Here is a 23,080-nt window from a genome sequence, read left to right on the forward strand (position 1 = left end):
CGACAGCCGGCCGGAGCGAGAGACCGGATGCCCGCCAACCCCCTCCGACCCCATCCGGGTCATCGAGGCGCACCCTGACCGGCATGCCGTATGAACGCCCCTGATGTTGATGCGTCTTACGCATCAGTGATGCGTCCTGGATGATAGATTCCGCGTTGTGAGTATGACGCTGGAGGAGCGGGTGCGGTCGGCCGTGGCGGCGCTTCTGCACGCGGCGGGGGAGTCGCAGACCGAGCTCGCGGTCGCGTTGGGTGTGAGCCAGGCGCAGGTGAGCCGCCGTCAGTCGGGCGTCGCGGCGTGGAGTCTGGCCGACTGTGAGGTGGTCGCCGTGCATTACGGCATCGATGTCCTCGATCTCCTGGCGGGTCCGACCCGGGCTGTGGAGGCGCTGCCGGCCGGGCGGCGTCGTACCGTCGGCCGCCAGTCCGATGCGGCCCGCCCCGCGGCGGTGACGGACGGGGGAGTGTGATGGCCGACTTCGAGGCGATCGACGCGCTGCTCGCCAAAGCAGGGAAGGACGTCGCGCTGCCGCCCGCCGAGGAGCGGCGCGCTCTGCGGGAAGAACTGAACCTCTCGCGTGCGGAACTCGCCCGTACCCTGGGCGTGAACCCCTCCACGGTCGGGGGCTGGGAGGCGGGGCGTGAGCCGAGCGGGGACGTACGGGAGAAGTACGCGTACTTCCTGGAGGGAGCGCGGACCAAGCTGGCGGCCGCCGGTGCGGAGGACCCCCCAGTCGAAGAGCCCGAGAGCGACGTGTCTGCGGTTGCCGGACCGGGCGTCGGGCACGACGACGACGTCGATGTACTCGTAGTCGCGCGGCCGTGCGTGCTGTGCGGGCAGCCGGCCCGCCACGAGGTGGCCGGATACCCGCAGCACCTCGACCCCGCCGAATGCGCCGCAGCCGTAACCAGCACCACCCCAGCCACCCCCGCAATCCCCGCCGCCCCCGCCGCGCCGAGCCCGACCCCCTCCAGTACCCGACCCCCCTCGGGCGCACGACCGGCAGCCGGGGTACCGATCGTCCCTGCCGGCCGCCGCGTACAGGCGGCCGACACACCCGACTTGATCGCCTCCGCGGTCGCCGCCGCGCTCGAAGAGCATGCCGGTGACGCGGACGCGGCCACTGCCGCGCTGATCAAACGGGCGATCCCGGATGCGATGGCGCTGCTGGACCACAGCCGCAAAGGCGGGCGCTACGACGTGATCGCGCACCCGTGGCTGCCCGACATCCTGCGCAAGCAGACCGCGCGCGGCGCGGACCAGGTCTGGGAGGCCCGCCCCAGATGGACCAGGCCCGAACTGCCGCCCGGCGAGCATGAAGTGACGGCGCTGGACGTCAACGGTGCCTACCTGAGCGCGCTCAAGACGCATCTGCCGATCGGTCAGTTGGAGCACTCGACCGGCAACCACCACGACCGCCGTCGCGCCGGTGTCCATCTGATCACCCCGCCCGCCTGGGAACACGACGCGTTCCTGCCGAACCCGATCGGCTCCCGGGACGAGCCCGGCCCGCTATGGGTGACCGAACCGACCCTGCGCCTGCTGCTGCGTCTGGCCGGCCCGAAGTACGGGCTGTGCGAGCCGCCGGAGATCCACGAGTCGTGGACCTCCGGCGCGACCGAGGGGCTGCTGGAGAAGTTCCGCGTCGCCCTCAAGGAGGCCCGGGAGCGGGCGATCGCCGACGGCGACGAGGTGACGCTGGAGTACGTCAAGGCGATGTACTCGAAGTTCGTCTCGACGCTAGGGGAGTCGAACTACAACCGGGAGCTGTACCGCACCGACTGGATGCACCTCATCCGCTCCCAGGCCTTCGCCAACCTGTGGTGGAAGGCCCACCGCGCCTATGACGAGGGTCTGATGGTGGTGCGTGCGATGGGCACCGACGAACTGCACGTCATCGGCGACTGGCGCGCGGTCTTCCCCGAGGGCCGCGGAGTCACCGAGGTGAAGATCAAGGACGTCTACACCGTCGGCGTCGGTCCCGACCCCGCCGACGACAACTGACGCGCGCCGGACCCGCGCGGCATCGACCGCTCGTACGGCCCGTAGACCCCCTACAGTGATCCACACAACGTGTGACCGGAAGACCGGAAGAGCTGATGCCTGAGCGGAACATCGAGTTCGGCAAGTACGGCGCGCGCGGCATCAAGGGCCACGAAGCCGTCGCCCGCCAGTTGGACGCCCTCGCCGGCTACATCACCACCCCCGTCACCGTCCGCCGAGGCCTGCTCGCGCGACTGCACTACCTCACTCGCACCGACCACGCCCGCACTGCCGCCCGCGTGGCCGGCCTGACGGTCACCGACCGCACCCTGCGCGCCTGGCTCGATGGCCGGCGCGCGCCCTCGAGGCGCAACCTTGAGCGGATCGAGCAGGCCTACCGCACCGTGCGCCGCCAGAACATCGCCCGCTATCTCACCGCCCGCCTCAACCGCGAGGGCCGTGGCACCCGCGTCGAGATCCACCCCCTCAACCAGTCCGGCGTCGACCGCCCCCGCCAGCGCGTCGTGGAGTTCCGCACCCTCAACGTGCGCCGGTGGGACCGCATCGTGGCCGCCTGGGCGGCCGGTGACGACCCGGAGCTGGACAACGCCTGGATCGATCAGGTCGTCGACCTCGGCTCGCAGTGGGGCCAGTACGAGTACGTCACGAACATCGGCTTCGCCGCCTGAGCGGGCCTGACCTGGTCATGTGGCCCATCGTGACGGCCGGGCACCCGTCCGGTACTGCCCGGCCTGTGGCGAGAAGCTCGGACCTGACGCCAGCCCAGGGACCCGATTCTGTTCGGCGGTGTGCCGTTCCAGGCAGGGGCATCAGGTCCGCCGGGCGCGGGCGAGAGTGCCGGCCCTGCGGGACAACCTGGATACGACGGAGTGTCCATCGCCCGGCCACAGTGGACGCCGGGGGTGGAACACCCGACCGGGACGGTCCACTGCCCACTGAAGCGCCCGACGAAAGCCTGGCGGCAGCGACAGCGAGCGTTCAGAACAGCGTCACTGGGGCGCTGTCCTGAACGATCACCTGTCCAACTCCCGCAGATTCATCCCAGGGTGAAGCCGAAGTCTTGTTGACGATCTCGTGCCGGGAGGACGCTCCGCGTCGCCTGCGGGCTCGGTGCAAGGCCCAGTCGGATTGGAAAGGCACGCCCTCACCGCCAGTCCTCCTCGTCGTAGCGGGGGTACGGCAACGGATCCGTGATCCAGCCCGCCGTCAGCACGAGCCGTGTGTGACGATGCAGGGCGAGAAAGCCGAAGGGCCGGTCGAAGGCGGCGCTAATGCTGGTAGTGACGTAGCGGAGGTCGGGCGGACCGCCGGCGGCGACTGCACCGAACGCCGTCACCGAGGCGGCCTCGAAGCCCAACGCGCCGAAACGTGCCATGGTGTTCTGCTCGGCCGACCCGATGGCCAGCGGAAAGGCGCTGATGCCTGGGAAATGCCCGCGCGTGGAGTCCCGTGCCGTCGTGAGCCCGAACAACCGGTGCAGCTTCAGCAGATCGTGGCTCGCTTTCATGTCGTACGCCACGGTTGTCACGTCCAGCGACGGCGGCTCGGGCCGCGTACAGCGCACCTTTTCCACCCACAGGCCGGGTCCCACATTGCCGTAGGGCAGCCGCGGCCCCGGCACGACCGAGCGCCGGCCGGCGAGGATGTCCACCCCGGCTCCCAGCACCTGCCCCGGCTTCATGCCCTCTTCGCCGAGCAGCAGATGTACGTCCAGGGCATTGTTGCCCAGCACCTTCAGTTCGGTGACGTATCCGCCGGGTGTGTCCGCCACCCCGACGCGGTCCAGCACGGCACTGCAGCGCCGCAGTCCCAGCCGCGGCTCGGTGGCCCAGGGCTCGTACGCCGTCTCCAGTTCCGTCTCGTCGAAGGGGCTCAGCCACTTCGTGCGCAGGGTCAGCGCGCTCGCCAGCACCATCTCCGTGTCTTCGGTCAGCGTGACCGGCATGCGCTCGATCAGCCCGCCGGTCCGCTTCACCGTCCAGGCGTCCAGCGCCTGGCGGTCGGCCACGGGATCCCCGGTGAGTACGCCGTGGGCGTCGGCCGGCAGGCATGCTTCCCACTCCTGCCTCAGCTGTAGCGTGCGCTTCGTCCACAGCCCCAGAGCCGTGTCCAGTCCTCCCATGGTGCCCATCGCGGCAAGCAACTCGCGGGCCGCGGCCTTCGCTTGCCCGATAGGGAGCCCGAGAGCCTCGGTCAGCTCGGCCCGCGCCGCGCCCTCGGCCCCGTCGGCGAGGTGGGCCAGCAGCGGCCACACCCCCGCGGCCGAGAACGCCGTGCCCTTCTCCGAGGCGCCCGCCCACCGCGCGGTCAACCCGTTCACCGCGCGCACCGTCGTCGAGGCGACTCCCATTCCACCCCCCTGGTCAGCACGCTCATGTGCGCCCAGCCGTACGTCAGTTCAGTGGCGCCGCATGCCTCAGGAACACATTACCTGCGGTGCATGCGACGGCAGCGGTCAACGCCTTTCGCGTCGGCTGCGGATGCTCAGGGCGATGACGGAGACGAGGAACCAGAACGCGCCGAACGCCGAGTATCCGGCCACGGTGGACAGGTTGCTCGTCGCCGAAGCGGACGTAGCGGCGATGGTGGCGCCGGCGAGGACGGACTGTCCGCCGCTGATGGCCATGGGCCACTGGGCGCCGACGGTGCGCCGGCGTCGGATCGCCACGACGAGCTGGATGGCTCCGGAGAGGAGGGCCCAGACGCCGAAGACGAGAAGGGCCGTCCTGATGGTGGAGAAGACGGCGATGATCATCCCGGCGGTGGCGGCGAGGCCGAGACCCATGTTGATGGTGCTGACGCTGTTCGTGGAGCCGCTGCCGGTCAGGCGGCGCTCGATGAGCGTGGCGATGGCGTCCCACAGGGGGTAGACGACGAGCAGTACGGCCGCGATCACTGTGGGCTCGTCCGTCGACACCAGCGAGGCGGAGGTCGTGAAGACGAGTGCCACCCAGATCAGAGAGAAGGCGACCCGGATCAGGTGGAGTGATCGGAGTCCGGAGGACGTCGACCTGGCAGTGGCCGATGCGGTCGAAGTGACGGTGGTCTGAGTCATCGGATGTCCCGTTGTGATCGTGACGGTGTGAGACGGTCGCCTCGATGAGGAGTCTCAGCGGCCTCGGCAGGGGCCGCGTACTTCGAACGAAGTACTTCTGCCATCCACCTTCGACGGAACGAGACCAGCCCTCCCGGTCGACCGAAGCAGCTCGTCCGTGTACATCGTTCGAAGTACACAGCCGCCGCACGCGTCAACGAGAATCGGCTCATGGCCAAGGCACACAACAGTCAGGACGGGCCGGCCGCACCAGTGTGGGTCCGCTGCCCCGAGGTGCTGCACCGGGTCGCCTATGCGGTGGCGGGGCTGGTGTTCACCGGGCAGATCGTGGCGGCGACAGTGAGGGGGTCGGACTGGCCGACGGTGCTGTCCGTGATCCTCGCCGGCGGCGGCGTCGCCCTCTCGTGGTGGAAGCCGTGGGCCGGCCTGGTCGTGACGAGTGCGGCGTCCTTCGCCGTCACAGCGATGGGTGACGACCCGCTGTCGGTGTGGATGATGGCGGTGCTCGTGCTGTTCTCGGTCACCCTCAGGGGAAAGCAACCGTTGGCCGGGACCGGCATCGTGGCGGCGTTCTTCCTGGGCGCGTTCATGACGGTCGGAGGATTCCGTGGCGGTGCGGTCGTGGGAGCCGCCGCCCTCTTCTCGGCCATGGCGGGAGGTGCGACGGGGGCCGCGCTCCGTATCCATCGGGAGCACTGGTGGATCCTGGAGGAACGGGCCGAGACCGCCATCGCCACCCGCGAGATCGAAGCCACCCGACGAGTGACCGAGGAACGTCTCCGTATCGCCCGGGACCTTCACGACGTCATCGGCCACCAGGTCGCGATGCTGAGCGTGCACCTAGGTGCGGCGGAGATCGGGCTGCCCGAGGGCGCCGACTCCTCCCGGCAGGCCCTCGTCTCGGCCAGGTCCAGCGCCCGTACTGTGGTCGTCGAGACGCAGCGCATCCTCTCACTCCTCCGCCTCGGGGACGACGTCTCCGGCGACGAGGCGCTCCGGCCGACGCCGGCGCTGAGCGGCCTCGAAGGACTCATCGCCTCTTTCGAAAGCATCGGCCTCGACGTCCGGCCCTCCATCGACATCCCGGTCGGCTTCGTGGAGCCGAGCGTCGGAGTGACGGTGTACCGGGTCGTTCAGGAAGCGCTCACGAACGCCTACCGGCATGGAGAGGGGACGGCAACGGTGGATGTGCGCGAGCACGACGGCAGGATCCGCGTCACCGTGGAGAACCGCGTCGGTCACTCACCCCATGGCTCCGGCACGAGCAGCGGACTCGGCCTCGTGGGGATGCGCGAACGCGTCGAGTCCTCCAGAGGGCGGCTGACGATCGACAGTCACGACGGGCGATTCCGGGTCCATGCGGAGTTCAGCCCTCTGGGAGAATTCGTCGGATGACACGGATTCTGATCGTCGACGACCAGGATGAGATCAGGGCCGGGATCCGGACGATGCTTCGGCTCGACCCGAGTCTCGTCGTCGCCGGGGACCTCTCCGACGGACTCCAGGTCGTCCCCTTCCTCCGCGACCACCCGGTCGACCTGGTGTTGATGGACATCCGGATGCCGGGCATCGACGGTGTCGAAGCCACCCGCCGGATCCGCGCAGAGCATCCACCCGAGAAGACGCGGGTGATCGTGCTGACCACTTTCGACCAGGACGACATCGTCTTCGCCGCCCTGCGCGCGGGCGCCAACGGCTTCCTGAGCAAGACCGTGAGCCCTGCTGAACTCGTCGCCGGAATCGCCGAGGTCGTGGGCGGTGGCGGTGCGCTGTCGGCCGCCGCGACGGCCGCGCTCATCGGTCACATGACCGACAGTCCGCCCCCGTTGATCGACAAGGAACTGCTGCGACGCTTCAGCGCGCTGACCCCCAGAGAGCGGGACGTGGTCGTTCTGATCGCAAGCGGTCTCGGCAACGACGAGATCGCGGCCCAGATGTCCGTGTCACCGTTCACGGTGAAGACGCATGCGGTCCGAGCCATGACGAAAGTCGGCGCCCGCGACCGAGCCCAACTGGTCTCCTTCACCTTCCGGGCCGGCCTCTACCCCTGAACCTGCTGAGCAGAACCCCGAAGCGGATGAACCCCGTGGCTATGCCGCCGGTGATGGTCTGCACTGACGCGTTCAACGATGTCTGGCCGGGAGGACTCCGCAGGCTTCGGGGCCCGTCACAGCAGGTGCTGGCCCGGGTGGTGAGCAGGTGATACGTACGTTGGGTGGCGGGGGACTGCGGTGCTGGCCTGGGTGATTCAGTGGCGGTCGGGCTGATGCACCGGTCGAGCACCTGGCCGAGGAATTCGCGGAAGCGGAAGCCGAAGTGGCACGCCTGGACGGGGCGGCAGCAGCAGGGCCCAGCGGCGCAAGGCACGCAGCGCCACCGTCGACGGCCGAATACCTCGGAGTTGAGCGCGGTGCGCACATGTGTTCTACCTCACTATCGAGGCTGCCGAGCAACCCTTGGGACGCTGAAATCTTCTCCTTCATGTGAAGATCCTCAGAAAGCGGCCTCGCCTGCTCATATCCCTGACGCTGGCCGTGGTGGCGGCCGTGACGGTGACCGTCGCCATGGTCATCCAGGCGAACAAGATGGAAACCCTTTCCCCGCGCGAAGAACGTGACCGGGTCGCATCGGGAACAGGCGTACCGTCGGGGCAAGTGGACTGCCGCAAGGCCAAGTGCATCGCGCTCACCTTCGACGGCAACCCGGGCGAACCCACTGACCGGCTCATGGACCTCCTGAAGCAGTACAAGGCGCCGTCGACGTTCTTCCTTGAGGGCCGGCGCATCCACAAGTTCCCGGATGTGGTGCGGCGGATCGCCAAGGACGGCCACGAGATCGGGGACCACACCTGGACGCACGCAGTGCTGACCGATGTCTCTGACGCGCAGATCCGTGACGAACTGCGCCGCACGGCACGGGCCATCTCCGGACTCACCGGCAGCGAACCGACGCTGATGCGCCCGCCCCAGGGCCGCACCGACGATCGCGTCTCCAAGGTCGCGAAAGAGCTGGGGATGGCGCAGGTGCTGTGGACGGTGACCGCGAAGGACTACGAGACGGACGACAGCGCGCTGATCATCAAACGTGTGCTCGACGGCGCCAGCCGCGACGGGATCATCCTGCTCCACCCGCTGCACAAGGGCACCGTGCCGGCCATGCCGTCCATCCTGCAGGCGCTGAGCAAGCAGGGCTACACCTTCGTGACCGTCTCCCAGCTCCTCGCTCCGGCCAAGGCCGAGCCGGGCAAGATCTACAGGTGACTGACTGCCTGGCTAACCAACAGGCGATACGTCCGCCTCATGGATCGTCTCGCCACCACGGGGGAAGTGGCCCCCGGTGCGGCGAACTCCGGTGCCTCGGGCGGTATGCCGTCCGGGGACGCTCTCGGCCAGCCGGGCGCGACGAGAGTTGGGACTGGAGTCGCTTGGTATCACTGTGGCGGATGCGGCCGTAGCTAGCAGGCTGCCGTCCCTCCACGGGGGAGGGGTGACAGCCTGGCACATGCGGTGCATGGCGGGGGCATCGCCTCGGTGCCCCGCCGCTGGACACGGGTGGGCGTAGGTCAGGTCCCCGGCGGGCAGCTGTGACCCGGACGTACGTATCCAGCTCACCCGAGGCCGGGGGTGTGGGGCCCCGGCCCCGTCCGGGACCCCACACTCGGCTACGGCATCAGGCGAGCTCTCGCGGCCAGTGCCCGCTGCAACACCATCTCGCGGTACGGGTTCGCCGGGCTGAGGGCCTTCGCCACATCAACGGCCTCGTCGAGCAGGGCCAGCCTACGCTCGGGCAATTCCCGCACCAGGGGCGAGCCGCTCTCCTCCACCAGGACGTACGCCAGCTTCGATCCGTACACCTCCGGCTCGACCTGCGTCAGCAGACGGTAGATCCACAGCCCCTCGACGCCTCGCACCACCCGCCGGTTGGCACTGAGCAGCCTGACCTTCGCCAGCACAACCATGTCCTGATCCATCGATCCCCTTCGTCTCCGCCCCTCCCCGGCCGGTGCATGTCGCACGGCGAGACAGCACGGCGAACGCGCCGGCAGCCGATGACGGATGCCGGCACGTTGGCCGGAAAGTGGATGACGACGAGTCTGCGGGCAGGGCACTATTCGCAACAAGGCTGTAGGGGCGTGCGCTTCGTCCTACCGAAAACTTCTCCGACCAGGCATGATGGACCTGACACTCACTCAAAGCCCTGTCCGGCGAACACTGCACGCCGCGACTCAGGTCAAGCCGCTGCTCGAGGGCATGAGGTGCGATGCGACTGTGCGCGCCGCGGCAAGACGTGTGACAGCTCGAATTGAGCGTGGTTGCACGGTTGCGCGGTTGCCCAAGGGTTGTCCCGGAAGTGCGGGACTTTGCGGATCTACCTGGATTACTCCTCTGCGCCGCCCTGACTCGCGGCGTACCGGGTCGCAGCAGGACCGCGCGAGTGGCCAGGCCGTGCCCCCGCCAGCGAGCACCGCGTCGGCACCCACCCGAATGCCAAACGCGCGGAGCGGCACCGCGGCGTCCCACTGCTCCCGGCGGACAGCTTCCCTTCATGCATCTCGTGATTCTCTGCATCAGGGCGGTGGACGGGCATCCCCGACTCCTCAAGAGCCGGACCGATGTTGGGAGATCTCTCGCAGGGGTTGCACTCGGTGCGGGCGGATCGTCGTTCGGTCAGTACCTCGTCTCGCGCGCGAGCGCCCGGCAACTCGAAGTGAGCCAGAAGCGAGCCTCTGCGGGGCGCTACCTATCGTGATGCGTTCCGCCTTGCTGAGGCACCCCGAGGCGAGCTAACCGACGCGTCCGCACTGGCGGCCGATCGCATCATCGATCACTTTGGACCGTCGCTCGCGTCCCAGCGGCGCAAGCGGTTCCGCAGTGACGACGCATGGACCGTGGACGGCACCAAGAAGGACGGCGTTCTGAGCGACCGCCAGCGTGTTGTTGGCAGGGGCGGGTCCGGGGAGGGAAAGCCCCCGAATCCATGTCCCTGGAGGGTCCTCTACTGGTAACAGCCGCCCACGCACAGAACGGTGACCGTGCCGCTGTCGGTGGCCCGTGTGGACGGGATGTGGTGGGTGGGGGTCTTGCTGGTCTCCCAGGGCATGGGCGCGGCCATGGCCTGGGGGGCGAGGGCGGTGAAGACCGCGGTGGTCATGAGCACGGCGGCTATCACGCGCTTGCGTAGACGCATGTGGACTCCTCGAACGATGACGGACCATTGGGGTTCGGCGGCCGGCGCGGGCCGCCACAGTGGCTGCCGGTCTCACTGCGCGTGCAGGAGCTGATTACCGCTCAGTCACCTGGTGAATACAGGTACAGGACAACCGAGTTGTGCGCCGTCGCTGTGTAGCGGGGTCGTCTCGGCTTTTGCCTGAGTGGGACCGACCGCCGTCACGACGGCAGTTGCTGTTGCTGATGCCACATCACCAGGGATCGGCGGATTCCTCCCCTCATGGATCCGCCTCCATGGCCGGCCAAGTGCTCCATGCGCCCTCCGAGTCAGTCTGGGGTGTGCCGCACAAGCGGGTCCCGTCCCTGCGAGCTCCTGGTGCCGCAATGTACGTTCCGCCGACGATCCTGGCCATGGTTTCGAAGACCGTCGAAACGTGCCGGCTGAGGAGTTCCCTCCCGCTATCGGCCCGGTCGTTGCGTCAGACGAGGGGACCTTGCCCCAGCAGAGCGATGCCCAGTGACGTGACCGTGTGGAGGACCGCCTTGCCCTCGCGTCGGGTGGTGATCAGGCGGGCGTTGCGCAGCGCCGTCGCGTGGTGGCTCGCGGTGGCCGGCGAGATGTGCAGGCGGCGGGCCAGCTCCGTGGTGCCGCATCCGCCGACGGTCGCCCTCAGTACGGCGGCCCTGGTACGTCCCAGCAGGTCGTCGAGTGAGGGGTCGGTGGACTCGACGCCCTCCCACAGCGCGGTGTCGAGTGAGGCCCCGCTGCGGGTGGGGATGGCCAGAACGGGTGCCCGATCCGGGTCCAGCGGCGGGTACAGGAATTCCACCTGCCGGGTCGAGAACATCGTCGGCGCAATGACGAGGCCTCGCCCGTTCAGGTGGATGTCCGCATCGTGTGTGTGGACCACTTCGAGTACGGGCGGCCGCCAGCGGACCAACGGTGGGCAGAGTGTGGTGAGGAGCTGCTCGACGCCGCCGTCGGCCATCGTGCCCACGTACTCGGCTCGGACGTCGCTCAGGTGGGAGCGCACCCTGCTCCAGTAGGGGGCGACGGTGACGTTGTGGCAGGCGCGGAGTGCCGTGGCGACCTGGAGGCGGGCTTCCCGGTCGCCGTCCATCAGGTTCCGGGCCCAGGAGCGGTGGGTGGGATGGAGGTTGAGGTTCCCCAGTTCGATGCGCAGCAGGGTGCGGGGAGCCGCCATCAGGTTCTCCACCGCCTCGTCGATGGATGCGGTGTCTCCCATCAGGCTCGTCGCGTCGATCAGCGGTCCTCGTGCGGGCATCAACGCGGCGAGTGGGCCGGCCTGTTGGCCCAGCCGCCCACGTACCGACAGGTGCCAGCGGCGGAAGGCGAGACTGGCGTCGCGGTCCTTCAACAGCTTCACAGTGTCGATCGTCTCCGCCGCCACGCCGATCGTCGTGGCCACGCGGGTGCGCGCCAGGTCCTCCGCCGTGAAGTGGATGCGTTTCACCGAGCGCCCCGTTCTGCGCGTCACTGTCGGCCCACAGCAGTCTCGGTTCCGGACGGGGAGCCACGCAATGATCAATCAGGCCACTGCCCGCTCCAAGAGCAAGGCGACGACGAACGGCGCGCGTAGACCACCACCTCCTGTGGGCACCGCCCGGTGCGCATGCGGGCCGACGGCATCTTGGAAGGTAGGAGGTGTGACTTGATCCGTCGAGAACGAATGAAGCTCAAAGGTCCATACCTACGCAATAAAACCTCAATAAAAGGACCGAGATAAGCCGGAATGTGGCACTGCAGTGCATGTGGCGGCCCCGGGGTGGTGTGTGATCCGGCCAGAAAAGATCGGAGCAATTTCCTGTCGCGATATTGACCCGGATGGCTCGGCTGAGGATTCTCAACACAGAGCGCCAGCGGTCCCCGACGAAAGGCAGACATCGTTATGGCCGAATCCGTGCAGCATGCGGTGGAGCAGCACTCACAGCCCGAAGATGAGGAATCAGGGACCTGGCAGACCCCCGACTACGCAGTCGTGGAGACCGCCTTGGAAGTCACCGCCTACTCCCTGAGCAGCCGCTAGCAGCGCCGCCGTGCTGCTGCAAGTGCTCGGCACCGCGGCGGGCGGCGGCGTGCCCCAGTGGAACTGCGCGTGTCCCGGTTGCTCCGGGGCACGCGCCCACCCCCACTGGCGCCGCCGCCACGCCTCGCTCGCCGTGCGTGCGTCCGAGGACCGCTGGTATCTCGTCAACGCCACACCCGACATAGGCGACCAGATCGAGGACTGTCCGTCCCTCCACCCCGGCCCCGGGTCGCGGCGTACCCCTCTTGCCGGGCTGGTGCTGACGGACGCCGAACTCGATCACACCCTCGGCATCGCCCGCTTGCGCGAAGCCGGCGACGGCGGCCTGGAGGTGCTCGCCACCGGCGCCGTACGCGAAGCCCTGCTCACCCGGCTGTCCCTGGGCACCGTACTCGGCCCGTACACCCCGCTCACCTGGCGGACACTGACCCCCGACCGGCCCGAACCGCTGTGCGCGGGCTCCCCCGTCACGATCAGCACGATCCCCGTATCCGCCAAACGCCCCCGGTACGCGGCAGATGCGGGGGCGGGCTCCGGGGCGAACAACGGGATGCGCACCGCGCCGTACCCCGCGACGAACCCCCTGGGCGGGGATCAGGACCAATGGGTGGTCGCCCTGCGGCTCACCGACCTCTCCAGCGGTGCGTCCCTGGTCTACGCACCGGCGCTGGCCGCATGGCCGGAGGCTCTGCAGACCGCTGTCGCCGCGGCCGACTGCGTGATCGTCGACGGTACGTTCTGGGACGACGACGAACCCCGGCGCACCGGCATCTCCAAGCGGACCGCGACCGGTATGGGCCACCTCCCGATCGACGGCCCGGGCGGCACCGCGGAGCGCCTCGCCCCGCTGGGCGGACGCTGCTTCTACACCCATCTGAACAACACCAATCCCCTCGTCGACCCCGGCTCGCCGCTGCACGGTCAGCTCGCCGCCCAGGGCATCGAGGTGGCCAACGACGGAATGGTGATCGAGCTGTGAGCACCGGCGCGAGTACGACGACGGCAGGCGGAGCCGGTACGTCCGCCACGGCAGACGGCGCAATCACCGCGCTGGAGCACCGGCTCAGAGCCGTGGCACGAGAGCGCTACCACGACCGCCACCCCTTCAACGTGCGTATGCACCAGGGTGAGTTGACCCCCGACGAGCTGCGCTGCTGGATCCTCAACCGCTTTCACTACCAGCGGCACATCCCCGTCAAGGACGCCCTGATACTCGCCAAACTGGACAGCCCACGGCTGCGCCGGATGTGGATGCGACGGATCAAGGAACACGACGGCCTGACCGAGGGGGAAGGCGGCATCGAACGATGGCTGCGGCTGGGCGAGGCAGCGGGCATCGACCGGTCCGAACTCCTGTCGGGACGGGGTGTGCTCCCCGGCGTACGACTCGCCGTGGAGGGCTACGTCAACTTCTGCCGCCTCCGGTCCCCGCTGGAGGCCGTCGCCGCATCCCTCACCGAGCTGTCCGCCCCGGGCATCATGCGCACCCGCATCGGCGCCTTCGAACGCCACTACCGGTGGATCGACGCCGACGGACTCGCCTACTTCCGTGCCCGCGAAACCCAAGGCCGACAGGACAGCACGGAGGCCCTCGGTCTCGTTCTCGACTGGGCGAAGGGACAGGCAGACGAGGAACGGGCGGTGGCGGCCCTCTCCTTCAAGTGCGATGTGCTCTGGTCACTGCTGGACTCGGTCGAATACGCGGGCACAAAGGCCCGGCCGTGACCGGCTGGCGGCCCACCCTCGAGCGATCGGTCGTGCTCCGGCACGACCGGGTCCGCCGGACTTACCTGCTGGTCCTGCCCGAACGGGTGGTCGTACTGGAGGGAAGGGCGGCGGATGTCCTGCGGCTGTGCGACGGACACCGGTCGGTGGACGAGATCGTCGACGTGCTGGCAGCACGCTTTCCCGGAGCACCCGTGACGGTGGAGGTGCCCCGGTTCCTGGACCGCGTACGGCAGGAGGGCTGGCTGCGATGACCACTCCTCCGTCCACGCCATCTGCATCACCGTCCCCGTCTCCTCCCTGGGCCCTGCTGGCGGAGCTCACTCACGGCTGCCCGCTGCACTGTCCCTACTGCTCCAATCCGCTGGAGCTGGTGCGCCGTTCGCGCGAGCTCTCCGCCGAGGAGTGGGGCGACGTGCTCCGGCAGGCCGCGGACCTCGGCGTCGTGCACACCCATCTCTCCGGCGGCGAACCGCTGCTCCGTCCCGACCTCGCGGCGATCGTCGCCGCGGCCGATGCGGCCGGGATCTACACCCAACTGGTCACCAGCGGGGTTGGACTGAGCGCGCCGAGGCTGTCAGCGCTGGTGTCAGCCGGACTGCGCAGCGTGCAGCTCTCGGTGCAGCACGCGGACCCGGCGTCCTCCGACCGGATCGCTGGAAACCGGTCCTTCGCCGCCAAGGAACGCGCCGCCGCGCTCGTACGCGAGGCCGGACTGCCGCTGGGTCTCAATGTCGTCCTGCATCGCGACAACCTCGACGCCGTCGACGCTGTCGTGGACCTGGGCGTGGCCTGGGGCGCGGACCGCATCGAGCTGGCGAACACCCAGTTCTACGGGTGGGCCCTGCGCAACCGCACCGCGCTCCTGCCCACCCGCGACCAGCTCTCCCGCGCCCGGGACGCTGTCGAGCGGCGTCGGGAGCAACTGGCGGGCACCACCGAGCTGGTGTGGGTCGTGCCGGACTACTTCGACGGCGTACCGAAGCCGTGCATGGGCGGCTGGGGGGCGGTGTCGCTCACCGTCGCTCCGGACGGCGGGGTCCTGCCGTGCCCGGCTGCGGGAGGCCTTCCGGATCTGGACGTGCCGAACGTCCGCGACCGCCCGCTGGAGTGGATCTGGAACAGCTCGCCTGCCTTCAACCGCTACCGCGGCACCGAGTGGATGAGCGAACCGTGCCGCGGCTGCCCCCGCCGTGAGACCGATTTCGGCGGCTGCCGCTGTCAGGGCCACGCACTCACCGGCGAAGCCGCGCGCACCGACCCTGCGTGCGCGCTCTCTCCTGACCATGCCCTCCTACGCGCCGTCGCGGAGACACCGCGTTCCGGCACCACGCCCTACGTCTATCGAGGCCCCGGCCCCCGGACACCCCGCAGCTCCCGGACCGTATGACAGGGGCGCCGGCCGTCGACGCAGCCGGGCCCCGACAAGTGGCGGCCCACTGCCTCGTGTGAGCCCTGACTTCATGATCAGCGGCTCTGTCACCCTCGCGCCTGCTCCAGGTTCGACTGGTGGGGGCCGGACAGCCAGTCCGCATGCGGCCCCAGGCGCGCGTCGACGGGTTCCTCTCCTCGCCGGAGCGCGTCGATGTAGGCGTGATCGGCGGCGAGGCGGGCGGCCGCCTGGGGGCCCTCGGCCACGGCGCCGTGACCGGGTACAACGACATCGACATGCTTGGCGGCCTCGTCCAGCCGGTCGAGAGCGGTCTCGTAGGTGTTCAGCTGATCGTCCTGGCGAACGTCGAAGAGTGGGATCAGCACGTCGGAGAGCATGTCGCCGGCGAGCAGGACGCCACGGTCACGGAGGAGGATCGCGGCGTGGCCGACAGCGTGCGCCCGATGCTCGACGATCTCGCCCGGCACGGGTCCGCCGTCCGCGGGCAACGGGCTGACGAGCGCGATCGGCTCGAGGGGGACGCCCGACGCGCTTTGCGCCGCCATCGCCTGCGCCCGCTCTCGGGCTTCGCCGGCTACATGGGCGGCGGCGGGGGTTGCGTAGCGCGGCACGTCGCCGAACCGGGGATGCCAGAGCAGGTGGTCCCAGTGGGGATGGGTGGAGAACCCGGCGACCACCGGGATGCCGAGCTGGTCCACGGCATCGGCGAGCTGGTCCAACTCGGAGCCGTCGATGCCGGGATCGATCAGGATCAACCCATCCTCCCCACGCACAACGATGGAGTTGCTCCAGACCCACCCGCTCTGCCGGACCCAGACGCCGTCGGCCACCTGATTCAGCTGGTCCATGTCCACTCCCATCGGTTGCCTACGGTGCTGAGACTGCGCTCCGCAGCCAAACTCATCGCTGCCGGCGGCGGGACGTGAAGTCATCGGTGAAGTGAAAGGCATGCCGCCCTCGTGGCGGGTCTGCAGCGGGCTTTCGTCCGAGCCGACGCCCGTCCCGGTCCCCGGTCGGTCACAGAAGTGGGAATGTCGGCGCGCGCGGCGAGGCAAGCGGCGAGACCGGTCAGGATCGGAGAAGCCCCGGCTCGCCTGTCGGCTCTAGCGTGATGGTCATGGCAAACAACACTTCCACCGCTGCTCACACGTCCCTCGCGTCCGTCACCCTTGAGGTGGCCGACCTTGAGGCCGCCCGCCGCTTCTACACGGCCTTCGGCGTGGACGCCTACATTGGCCTGCGGGCCTCGGAGGCCCACTCCAGCGGATTCCGTGGCTTCACCATGGCGCTGACGGTGTCCGGGCCAGCCACTGTCGACGGCTTCGTGGCTGACGCCGTGGACGCCGGCGCCACGGTGCTGAAGCCCGCCGCGAAGTCGCTGTGGGGTTACGGCGGCGTCGTCCAGGCTCCGGACGGGACGATCTGGAAGATCGCGACCTCGGCGAAGAAGCACACCGGGCCCGCCACCCGAGAGATCGACGAGGTCGTGCTCCTGCTCGGCGTCGAGGACGTGAAGGCCGCCAGGGAGTTCTACGTCGGCCAGGGTCTCACCGTGGCCAAGAGCTTCGGCGGCAAGTACACCGAGTTCGCTCCCGGTCAGTCCAGCCCCGTCAAGCTGGCCCTGTACAAGCGCCGTGCCCTGGCCAAGGATCTCGGCGTTGAGGCCGACGGCACGGGCTCTCATCACATCGTCCTCGGCAGCACCGCCGGCACCTTCACCGACCCGGACGGTTTCACCTGGGAGGCCGCCGCGTAGCCGGCCCTGCGCAGTCCTGACTTCCGACCGCACTCGGAAAAGATCCACGCGGATGCCGAACCCGGCATCACCCCTGCTCCGCTCGGCGTCGCCGACACTGCCGCCCGCGCCCTCTGCATCGGTTCCGCCTGGCGATCAGCCTGGACCACCTCACCGCGTGGACGAACAACGCCGCCGACCACGACCACTACCGCAACCATCCCGCCGACGCCCTACGCGGCCGAGCCGACGCGCGAGCGCGGCACCGGCGAGAAGCCCCTATGACGCCGGGTGCGGATGGGGTGGATGGAGAGGGTGCGGTCGGTGGCATGGCTGGTTTCAGGCGCAAGCAGCACGACGAGTCGGCTGCCCTGTCCACGGGGTGTCCGCGGCGCGGTTCAGCGCGCGATGCGGTAGCGGTGTTCGGGGCGGCCGTTGGTGCCGTAGCGGAGTTCCAGGCGTACCGTGCCCTCCTTGACCAGGTAGGAGAGATAGCGCTGGGCCGTGGCGCGGGAGACGCCGGTCGCCTCCGCGGCCTCGGCTGCGGACAGGTCCGTGCGGGCGGTGCGCAGGGCCTGGTGGATCGCCCCAAGCGTGGGCGCGGAGTGGCCCTTGGCCGGGATGCGGGGAACGGCTGGCGGCCGGGCGGCGCTGAACAGGGCGTCCACATCGGCCTGGTCCGCCGCGGCCGTACGGCTGAGGGCGTCCACGCGGGCGTGCAACTGGTGGTAGGCGTCGAGGCGTTCGGCGAGGTCTGCGGCGCCGAAGGGTTTGACCAGGTAGCCGACGGCACCGAGTTTCATCGCGGCGCGGACCGAGGAGATGTCATGGTCCGCGGTGATCATGAGCGCGTCGGGGCGGCTGTCGGCCTGGTCCTGGCTGAGCCTGCGCAGGACGTCGAGTCCGCTGCCGTCGGGCAGGAAGATGTCGAGCAGCAGCAGGTCCGGGCGGAGGGCGTGGACCGCGGCCACAGCCTCCGCCACGCTGGCCGCCACGCCGACCACTTCGAAGCCCTGCACCCGGAGCACGTAGTCGCTGTGGATCTGCCCGACCCGGAAGTCGTCGTCCACCACCAGGGTCCGGATCATCGCCGGTCACCTCCCGTCGGCAGGGCCGTCGTCAACTGGGGGGTTTCGGTTGTCGACGCGGCGTCCGGCCGGGGCAGTACGACCGTGAACACCGCGCCCGGGCCTTCGCCGACCGTGATGGTGCCGCCGTGCCGCTGCACCAGTCGGTGCACCAGGGCCAGACCCAGGCCGCGGCGCGCGGTGCCCCGCTCGGGGCGGGTGGACCAGCCGTCCTCGAAGATCGACTGAGCGGTGCCGGGGGCGATGCCGGGACCGCTGTCCGCCACCCGCACGAAGATCAGCTCGTCGCTCTCGACCAGCGTCAGCCGGATCCTGCGACCGCCGTCGCCGGGCGGCGCCTCGGCCGTCGCGTCGATGGCGTTGTCGAGCAGGTTGCCCACGATGGTCAGCAGCCGGTGCAGGTGCGGCGGGTCGTCGCCGAGCGCCGAGTCGTCGGTGAGGACGACACGTACCCCGCGTTCGGCGGCAACCGTGGTCTTGGCCACGATCAGCCCGACCAACAGCGGGTTTCCGATGTGCCGGCGTACCGCCTCGGTCAGCGCCTGTCCGGAGCGGGCCGTCTCGATGGCGTACTCGTACGCCGACTCGTGTTCGCCGATGTCCAGCAGGCCGGCCAGCGTGTGCATCCGGTTCGTGAACTCGTGCTGCTGGGCCCGCAGGGCGTCGGTGAGCCCGCGCACCGAGTCCAGTTCGCGCAGCAGGCCGATCAGTTCGGTGCGGTCGCGTACGGTGACCACGGCGCCCAGCTCCCGGCCGTGCAGGGTGACCGGCATGCGGTTGACGACGAGGCAGTGGTCGTCGGTCAGGACACTGACGTCGTTGCCGGTCAGCGTGCCGTCCAGCGCGCGGCGCAGCCGGCCGTCGGGCAGCACCTCCTCCAGCCGGTGGCCGAGCCCGGTGCCGAAGCCGAGCAGCCGCCGGGCCTCGTCGTTGACGACCGTGATCCTTCCGTCGGGCGCGAAGGCCACCACGCCCTCCCGGATGCCGTGCAGCATCGCCTCGCGGTCCTGCAGCAGACAGGCGATCTCCTCGAGTTCCAGCCCGAACGTGGTCCGCTTCAGCCGCCGCGCGAGCAGCAAGGCCGCCGCCGCGCCGATCGCCGTGGCGATGGTGGCGTACAGCCCGAAGGTGGGCAGCTCGCGCCACAGTTCCCCGAGTACGTCGTGTTCTGGCATGCCCACCGACACCTCGCCGGCCAGCGCGCCGGAAGGCCCGTACAGCGGGGTCTTGGCGTTGGCGGACCGCCCGGTCGCGCCCTGGTCGGTGCCGACGTGCGCGCGGCCGTCCTTGGCGACGACCGGTTCGGCCACGGGCTCGCCGATGAGGGCCGGGAGGGGATGCGAGTGCCGGATGCCGTGCAGATCGATCACGACCACGTACGACGCCCCGGACGCCCGCCGGATGCGTTCGGCGACCGTCTGCACCACATCGCCGCCGCCTCCGTACTCCATGGCCTGCTTGATCTGCGGTTCCGCGGCCGTGGTCCGGGCGATCGCCAGAGCCCGCTGCTCGTAGGAGCGGTCGAGTTCGGCCCGCTGGGCGAACGCGAACAGGACGAAGCCGATCAGGCCTGTGAGGGCGAGGATGAGCAGCTGGTTGGCGAGGATCCGCGTGGAAAGCCTCCGCTTTCCTCCGCGACCTGTCCGGAAACGTATGGGTCTCACTGGTGCCTCTTCGTTCCGGTGGCGACAAGTGCCGGGGTCCTGTTGGTGATGCGCGCCGGGCCTGTTCGCTGTGCCCGGGTGGCGCGATTGTGCCCCATGGCCGAAACGCTGCCCACCCTCCATCCACTGAGCAAAACGAGCACAAGCCTGCTTTACGCAACTATTGCGAGATAGCTCGGAAACAGCGACGTAATACCGGGGCGCCCCTAGCGTCTGCCTTCCCCGACCTTCAAGGACGAAAGGAGGCAGTCGCCCATGGCTTCGCGAAACGACGTCGCCACGAGCCCGGCCGCCGGCGAAACCGGCCGCGACAGCGCGCACATCGAGATCTCCGGGCTCACCAAGCGATTCCTGACCCCGGCCGGTGAGGTGTTCACGGCGCTGCACGGCGTGTCGTTCACCGTGGAACCGGGCCAGTTCTGCGCCGTGGTGGGCCCCACCGGCTGCGGCAAGTCGACGACCCTGAGCATGGTGTCCGGTCTCGACCGCCCCAGTGAGGGCTCCGTCAAGGTCGGTGGCCGTGAGGTGGACGGCATCACCGATGGAGTCAGCTTCATGTTCCAGAGCGACGCCCTGCTGCCCTGGAAGAGCGTCCTCGGCAACGTCCTGATGGGCCCCGTCTTCCGCGGGGTGCCCAAACAGCGGGCCCAGGCCTCGGCGCGCGACTGGCTGCGCCGAGTCGGCCTCGCCGGGTTCGAGGACCGCTACCCGCACCAGCTGTCGGGCGGCATGCGCAAGCGCGTGGCAATGGCCGCGGCGCTGATCAACGAACCCAAGATCCTGATCATGGACGAGCCGTTCGGCGCGCTGGACGTCCAGACCAAGGCGATCATGTCGACCGAGCTGCTGACCCTGTGGGAACAGATCCGTCCCTCCGTCATCTTCATCACCCACGACCTGGACGAGGCGGTGGCGCTCGCCGACCGGGTGGTCGTGATGACCTCCAGCCCCGGTTCGGTCAAGGCGGTCTTCGACATCGACCTGCCCCGCCCGCGCGGCTCGGTCCAGGAGATCCGCTTCCAGCCCCGCTTCATCGAGCTCCAGCACCAGATCTGGGACACGCTTCGCGAAGAGGTGGAGCGCGCGTACGCACTCACCGCAGGAGGCAAGGAATGAGTACGACGTCCACCGTTTCTGCGGCCTCCGTCGCCGACGGCGGCAAGGGCTCCGCCGCGAGCGGCGCGCGGCGCGCGGCGCGGCGCCGGGTCGCCCGGGTGTGGGCGGGCCGGGTCGGTCTCGCGGTCCTGGTGATCGGCGGCTGGCAGGCGTTCACCACCTGGGGCATCGTCGACCCGTTCTTCTTCGGGCAGCCGTCGGGCATCTGGCATCGGCTGATCGACCTCTTCCAGCACGGCACCCAGTTCGGCTCCTTCTACGCCAACATCTGGACCACCATCCAGGAGGCACTGGTCGGCTTCGTCGTGGGCTCCCTCGCCGGCATCGTCTTCGGCGTCGCGCTCGGGCAGAGCCGCTACCTGTCCGACGTGCTCGGCCCGTACATCAAGATGGTCAATGCGATCCCGCGCATCGTCCTCGGCTCGATCTTCATCGTGGCCTTCGGCATCGGTGTCACCCCGAAGATCCTGCTCGCCGCCGTGCTGGTGTTCTTCATCGTCTTCTTCAACGCCTTCCAGGGCGTGCGCGAGGTCGACCGCAACGTCCTCGCCAACGTACGCGTGCTCGGCGCCTCGCGGATGCAGATCACCCGGCACGTCATCGTGCCCTCCGCGCTGACCTGGATCATCGCCAGCCTGCACAGCGCCTTCGGCTTCGCCATCGTCGGCGCCCTGGTCGGCGAGGTGCTGGGTGCGCAGAGCGGCCTGGGCCTGGTCATCAAGACCGCACAGAACAACTTCGACCCCAACGGCGTGTTCGCCACGATGCTCGTCATCGCGGTGATCGTCCTCGGCGCGGAGTGGCTGATCGGCAAGCTCGAACACCGGCTGCTCGCCTGGCGCCCGCCGGCCCCCTCCGATGCCAACACCCTCTGACTCCCGCTCCTCCCCTCATGACCCTTTCCTGAAAGGCGCAGGTCCCGCCATGCTCAAAAGAACCCTCAGCGCATCGATCATCACCGCCCTCGCCCTCGGCGCCGCCACCGCGTGTTCCAGCGGCTCCGGCAGTTCCGTGTCGGCGGGGTCCGGCGGCGGCACCCCGACCGTCAAGCTCATGGTCGGCGGCATCGACAAGCAGATCTACCTCCCGTACCAGCTCGCCGAGAACCTCGGCCTCTACAAGAAGTACGGCGTCAAGGTCGAGCTGAGCACCGAGCAGAACGGCGGGGTCGGCGCCGAGGAGGCCATGGCCTCGGGCCAGGTGGACATGGCCGGCGCCTGGTACAACCACACCATCGAGTTCCAGGCCAAGGGCAAGGCGGTCGAGGACGTCGTCCAGCTGTCCGGCGCTCCCGGCGAGCGGGAGATGTGCACCAAGAAGAGCGGCGTGACCTCGGCCGCGGACTTCAAGGGCAAGACCCTCGGCGTCACCGACCTCGGCTCCGGCACCGACACCCTCACCCAGTTCATGGCGGCGAAGAAGGGCGTCAAGGCCAGCCAGTTCCACCGGCTCGCGGTCGGCGCGGGCTCCACCGCCGTCGCCGCGCTGCAGAACGGCAAGGCGGACTGTGTCATGACGACGCAGCCGACGGTCGCCGCGATCCAGAAGAAGGGCGTCGGCACCTCCGCGATCGACCTGGCCACCACCGCCGGTGCCAAGGCGGCCCTCGGCGGCGCCTTCCCGGGCGCGAGCATCCTCGCTCGTACCGACTGGGTGAACTCCCACAAGGACGCGACGCAGCGGGTCGTCGACGCGCTGGTGGCCACGATGCACTGGATCAACACTCACACCGCGGCCGACATAGCAGACAAAATGCCCGCCTCGTTCGTGCAGAACCAGCTCGTGACCAAGGCCGACTACGTCACGGCGCTGACCGAGGACAAGGGCCAGTTCCTGCCGGACGGGATCATGCCGGCCGGTGGCCCCAAGACCGCCCTGGCCACCGAGCAACTGGTCGGAAACGTGACCTCGTCGGTGGACCTGAGCAAGACCTTCACCAACGAGTTCGCCCTCAACGCCAACAAGAAGGAGGGCTTCACCACCACCACGACCCCGGCCGGTGCCAACGGCTGAGACACCGACAGGTCAGGGTGCCGCCCGCGAAGGAGAAGCGGCCCAAGACCGCCTACGCCATCTCCAAGACC

Annotated in this window: 23 protein-coding genes and 1 pseudogene; 16 read left to right on the forward strand and 8 right to left on the reverse strand. The window is 69.3% G+C overall.

The window, feature by feature from the left end:
* The first annotated feature begins 163 nt into the window (after nucleotides 1-163).
* The 3 genes from ABZZ74_RS17260 to ABZZ74_RS17270 all read left to right on the forward strand — a co-directional run bounded on the left by ABZZ74_RS17260 (nucleotide 164) and on the right by ABZZ74_RS17270 (nucleotide 2,672).
* Entirely contained in the window at nucleotides 164-469 is a 306-nt protein-coding gene (locus ABZZ74_RS17260; RefSeq protein ID WP_356765686.1) for a helix-turn-helix transcriptional regulator, read from the forward strand.
* A complete protein-coding gene (locus ABZZ74_RS17265; RefSeq protein ID WP_356765628.1) occupies nucleotides 469-2,004 on the forward strand; it encodes a helix-turn-helix transcriptional regulator in 1,536 nt (511 codons plus the stop codon). The genes ABZZ74_RS17260 and ABZZ74_RS17265 overlap by 1 nt, the downstream gene beginning before the upstream one ends.
* A 95-nt stretch (nucleotides 2,005-2,099) precedes the next feature.
* Entirely contained in the window at nucleotides 2,100-2,672 is a 573-nt protein-coding gene (locus ABZZ74_RS17270) for a transcriptional regulator (protein WP_356765630.1), read from the forward strand.
* A 476-nt stretch (nucleotides 2,673-3,148) separates the two neighbouring features.
* On the opposite strand, the gene ABZZ74_RS17275 is transcribed toward ABZZ74_RS17270, so the two are convergent.
* Both ABZZ74_RS17275 and ABZZ74_RS17280 read right to left on the reverse strand, forming a co-directional pair.
* The gene (locus ABZZ74_RS17275; RefSeq protein ID WP_356765632.1) at nucleotides 3,149-4,354 is read right to left on the reverse strand and encodes a serpin family protein; all 1,206 of its coding nucleotides are present in this window, start codon (nucleotides 4,352-4,354) and stop codon (nucleotides 3,149-3,151) included.
* A 105-nt stretch (nucleotides 4,355-4,459) separates the two neighbouring features.
* Nucleotides 4,460-5,059 (reverse strand): DUF308 domain-containing protein, encoded by a 600-nt coding sequence (locus ABZZ74_RS17280; RefSeq protein WP_356765634.1) that lies wholly within the window; start codon nucleotides 5,057-5,059, stop codon nucleotides 4,460-4,462.
* A 210-nt stretch (nucleotides 5,060-5,269) separates the two neighbouring features.
* Between ABZZ74_RS17280 and ABZZ74_RS17285 the strand changes: the two genes are divergently transcribed.
* The 3 genes from ABZZ74_RS17285 (at nucleotide 5,270) to ABZZ74_RS17295 (ending at nucleotide 8,319) form a co-directional block, all read left to right on the forward strand.
* Nucleotides 5,270-6,454, forward strand: a complete 1,185-nt coding sequence (locus ABZZ74_RS17285; protein WP_356765636.1) for a histidine kinase — start codon at nucleotides 5,270-5,272, stop codon at nucleotides 6,452-6,454.
* Nucleotides 6,451-7,110, forward strand: a complete 660-nt coding sequence (locus tag ABZZ74_RS17290) for a response regulator transcription factor (protein WP_356765638.1) — start codon at nucleotides 6,451-6,453, stop codon at nucleotides 7,108-7,110. The genes ABZZ74_RS17285 and ABZZ74_RS17290 overlap by 4 nt, the downstream gene beginning before the upstream one ends.
* A 432-nt stretch (nucleotides 7,111-7,542) precedes the next feature.
* Nucleotides 7,543-8,319 carry a polysaccharide deacetylase family protein gene (locus tag ABZZ74_RS17295; protein ID WP_356765640.1) on the forward strand — a complete coding sequence of 259 codons (777 nt, stop codon included), beginning with the start codon at nucleotides 7,543-7,545 and terminating at the stop codon, nucleotides 8,317-8,319.
* 401 nt (nucleotides 8,320-8,720) lie between these two features.
* On the opposite strand, the gene ABZZ74_RS17300 is transcribed toward ABZZ74_RS17295, so the two are convergent.
* A complete protein-coding gene (locus ABZZ74_RS17300; protein ID WP_356765642.1) occupies nucleotides 8,721-9,017 on the reverse strand; it encodes a hypothetical protein in 297 nt (98 codons plus the stop codon).
* Between the two features lie 846 nt (nucleotides 9,018-9,863).
* Here ABZZ74_RS17300 and ABZZ74_RS17305 point away from each other — a divergent pair.
* Nucleotides 9,864-9,959 (forward strand): annotated as a pseudogene (locus ABZZ74_RS17305) (IS5/IS1182 family transposase); the annotation flags it as partial.
* Nucleotides 9,960-10,054: 95 nt separating this feature from the next.
* Here the strand turns inward: ABZZ74_RS17305 and ABZZ74_RS17310 are convergent.
* Together ABZZ74_RS17310 and ABZZ74_RS17315 are read right to left on the reverse strand one after the other, a co-directional pair.
* Nucleotides 10,055-10,246 (reverse strand): hypothetical protein, encoded by a 192-nt coding sequence (locus ABZZ74_RS17310; protein WP_356765644.1) that lies wholly within the window; start codon nucleotides 10,244-10,246, stop codon nucleotides 10,055-10,057.
* A gap of 460 nt (nucleotides 10,247-10,706) precedes the next feature.
* Nucleotides 10,707-11,702, reverse strand: a complete 996-nt coding sequence (locus ABZZ74_RS17315; protein WP_356765646.1) for a winged helix-turn-helix domain-containing protein — start codon at nucleotides 11,700-11,702, stop codon at nucleotides 10,707-10,709.
* Nucleotides 11,703-12,137: 435 nt separating this feature from the next.
* On the opposite strand from ABZZ74_RS17315, the gene pqqA reads away from it, so the two are divergent.
* The 5 genes from pqqA to pqqE all read left to right on the forward strand — a co-directional run bounded on the left by pqqA (nucleotide 12,138) and on the right by pqqE (nucleotide 15,390).
* Nucleotides 12,138-12,275: a pyrroloquinoline quinone precursor peptide PqqA gene (gene pqqA, locus ABZZ74_RS17320; protein WP_133042405.1), complete on the forward strand. Its 138-nt coding sequence runs from the start codon at nucleotides 12,138-12,140 to the stop codon at nucleotides 12,273-12,275.
* Between the two features lie 10 nt (nucleotides 12,276-12,285).
* Complete coding sequence (locus tag ABZZ74_RS17325; protein WP_356765649.1) at nucleotides 12,286-13,254, forward strand: MBL fold metallo-hydrolase; 969 nt, start codon at nucleotides 12,286-12,288, stop codon at nucleotides 13,252-13,254.
* Between the two features lie 62 nt (nucleotides 13,255-13,316).
* Entirely contained in the window at nucleotides 13,317-14,000 is a 684-nt protein-coding gene (gene pqqC / locus ABZZ74_RS17330; RefSeq protein WP_356765688.1) for a pyrroloquinoline-quinone synthase PqqC, read from the forward strand.
* A complete protein-coding gene (gene pqqD / locus ABZZ74_RS17335) occupies nucleotides 13,997-14,254 on the forward strand; it encodes a pyrroloquinoline quinone biosynthesis peptide chaperone PqqD (protein ID WP_356765651.1) in 258 nt (85 codons plus the stop codon). The genes pqqC and pqqD overlap by 4 nt, the downstream gene beginning before the upstream one ends.
* On the forward strand, nucleotides 14,251-15,390 hold the full coding sequence (pqqE, locus tag ABZZ74_RS17340; RefSeq protein ID WP_356765653.1) for a pyrroloquinoline quinone biosynthesis protein PqqE: 1,140 nt from the start codon (nucleotides 14,251-14,253) through the stop codon (nucleotides 15,388-15,390). The genes pqqD and pqqE overlap by 4 nt, the downstream gene beginning before the upstream one ends.
* Nucleotides 15,391-15,479: 89 nt before the next feature.
* Here pqqE and ABZZ74_RS17345 read toward each other — a convergent pair whose 3' ends face one another.
* Complete coding sequence (locus ABZZ74_RS17345; protein WP_356765655.1) at nucleotides 15,480-16,241, reverse strand: MBL fold metallo-hydrolase; 762 nt, start codon at nucleotides 16,239-16,241, stop codon at nucleotides 15,480-15,482.
* A gap of 263 nt (nucleotides 16,242-16,504) precedes the next feature.
* Here ABZZ74_RS17345 and ABZZ74_RS17350 point away from each other — a divergent pair, with 263 nt between their 5' ends.
* Nucleotides 16,505-17,149, forward strand: coding sequence for a glyoxalase (locus ABZZ74_RS17350; protein ID WP_356765690.1), 645 nt, complete (start codon nucleotides 16,505-16,507; stop codon nucleotides 17,147-17,149).
* Nucleotides 17,150-17,526: 377 nt separating this feature from the next.
* On the opposite strand, the gene ABZZ74_RS17355 is transcribed toward ABZZ74_RS17350, so the two are convergent.
* Together ABZZ74_RS17355 and ABZZ74_RS17360 are read right to left on the reverse strand one after the other, a co-directional pair.
* Complete coding sequence (locus ABZZ74_RS17355) at nucleotides 17,527-18,216, reverse strand: response regulator (RefSeq protein WP_356765657.1); 690 nt, start codon at nucleotides 18,214-18,216, stop codon at nucleotides 17,527-17,529.
* Nucleotides 18,213-19,880 carry a sensor histidine kinase gene (locus tag ABZZ74_RS17360; protein WP_356765659.1) on the reverse strand — a complete coding sequence of 556 codons (1,668 nt, stop codon included), beginning with the start codon at nucleotides 19,878-19,880 and terminating at the stop codon, nucleotides 18,213-18,215. Before ABZZ74_RS17360 ends, ABZZ74_RS17355 begins: the two co-directional genes overlap by 4 nt.
* Nucleotides 19,881-20,135: 255 nt before the next feature.
* Here ABZZ74_RS17360 and ABZZ74_RS17365 point away from each other — a divergent pair, with 255 nt between their 5' ends.
* Genes ABZZ74_RS17365 through ABZZ74_RS17375 form a run of 3 tightly spaced genes read left to right on the forward strand, consistent with a single transcriptional unit; the run spans nucleotide 20,136 to nucleotide 23,009 of the window.
* On the forward strand, nucleotides 20,136-20,996 hold the full coding sequence (locus ABZZ74_RS17365) for an ABC transporter ATP-binding protein (protein WP_356765661.1): 861 nt from the start codon (nucleotides 20,136-20,138) through the stop codon (nucleotides 20,994-20,996).
* Nucleotides 20,993-21,871: an ABC transporter permease gene (locus ABZZ74_RS17370; RefSeq protein WP_356765663.1), complete on the forward strand. Its 879-nt coding sequence runs from the start codon at nucleotides 20,993-20,995 to the stop codon at nucleotides 21,869-21,871. Before ABZZ74_RS17365 ends, ABZZ74_RS17370 begins: the two co-directional genes overlap by 4 nt.
* A gap of 49 nt (nucleotides 21,872-21,920) precedes the next feature.
* The gene (locus ABZZ74_RS17375; RefSeq protein ID WP_356765666.1) at nucleotides 21,921-23,009 is read left to right on the forward strand and encodes an ABC transporter substrate-binding protein; all 1,089 of its coding nucleotides are present in this window, start codon (nucleotides 21,921-21,923) and stop codon (nucleotides 23,007-23,009) included.
* The last annotated feature ends 71 nt before the right edge of the window (nucleotides 23,010-23,080 follow it).

The sequence above is a fragment of the Streptomyces sp. NPDC006476 genome (genome assembly GCF_040612015.1).
Taxonomy (GTDB): domain Bacteria; phylum Actinomycetota; class Actinomycetes; order Streptomycetales; family Streptomycetaceae; genus Streptomyces; species Streptomyces griseorubiginosus_B.

What these genes read in the sequence shown, in the direction of transcription:
- ABZZ74_RS17300 (WP_356765642.1), bottom strand. Translation starts at nt 9,017, where the DNA reads ATGGTTGTGCTGGCGAAGGTCAGGCTGCTCAGTGCCAACCGGCGGGTG.
- ABZZ74_RS17370 (WP_356765663.1), top strand. Translation starts at nt 20,993, where the DNA reads ATGAGTACGACGTCCACCGTTTCTGCGGCCTCCGTCGCCGACGGCGGC.
- ABZZ74_RS17265 (WP_356765628.1), top strand. Translation starts at nt 469, where the DNA reads ATGGCCGACTTCGAGGCGATCGACGCGCTGCTCGCCAAAGCAGGGAAG.
- ABZZ74_RS17275 (WP_356765632.1), bottom strand. Translation starts at nt 4,354, where the DNA reads ATGGGAGTCGCCTCGACGACGGTGCGCGCGGTGAACGGGTTGACCGCG.
- ABZZ74_RS17375 (WP_356765666.1), top strand. Translation starts at nt 21,921, where the DNA reads ATGCTCAAAAGAACCCTCAGCGCATCGATCATCACCGCCCTCGCCCTC.
- pqqA (WP_133042405.1), top strand. Translation starts at nt 12,138, where the DNA reads ATGGCCGAATCCGTGCAGCATGCGGTGGAGCAGCACTCACAGCCCGAA.
- ABZZ74_RS17365 (WP_356765661.1), top strand. Translation starts at nt 20,136, where the DNA reads ATGGCTTCGCGAAACGACGTCGCCACGAGCCCGGCCGCCGGCGAAACC.
- ABZZ74_RS17350 (WP_356765690.1), top strand. Translation starts at nt 16,505, where the DNA reads ATGGTCATGGCAAACAACACTTCCACCGCTGCTCACACGTCCCTCGCG.
- ABZZ74_RS17355 (WP_356765657.1), bottom strand. Translation starts at nt 18,216, where the DNA reads ATGATCCGGACCCTGGTGGTGGACGACGACTTCCGGGTCGGGCAGATC.
- ABZZ74_RS17345 (WP_356765655.1), bottom strand. Translation starts at nt 16,241, where the DNA reads ATGGACCAGCTGAATCAGGTGGCCGACGGCGTCTGGGTCCGGCAGAGC.
- ABZZ74_RS17270 (WP_356765630.1), top strand. Translation starts at nt 2,100, where the DNA reads ATGCCTGAGCGGAACATCGAGTTCGGCAAGTACGGCGCGCGCGGCATC.
- ABZZ74_RS17280 (WP_356765634.1), bottom strand. Translation starts at nt 5,059, where the DNA reads ATGACTCAGACCACCGTCACTTCGACCGCATCGGCCACTGCCAGGTCG.
- ABZZ74_RS17310 (WP_356765644.1), bottom strand. Translation starts at nt 10,246, where the DNA reads ATGCGTCTACGCAAGCGCGTGATAGCCGCCGTGCTCATGACCACCGCG.
- pqqE (WP_356765653.1), top strand. Translation starts at nt 14,251, where the DNA reads ATGACCACTCCTCCGTCCACGCCATCTGCATCACCGTCCCCGTCTCCT.
- ABZZ74_RS17285 (WP_356765636.1), top strand. Translation starts at nt 5,270, where the DNA reads ATGGCCAAGGCACACAACAGTCAGGACGGGCCGGCCGCACCAGTGTGG.
- ABZZ74_RS17290 (WP_356765638.1), top strand. Translation starts at nt 6,451, where the DNA reads ATGACACGGATTCTGATCGTCGACGACCAGGATGAGATCAGGGCCGGG.
- ABZZ74_RS17260 (WP_356765686.1), top strand. Translation starts at nt 164, where the DNA reads ATGACGCTGGAGGAGCGGGTGCGGTCGGCCGTGGCGGCGCTTCTGCAC.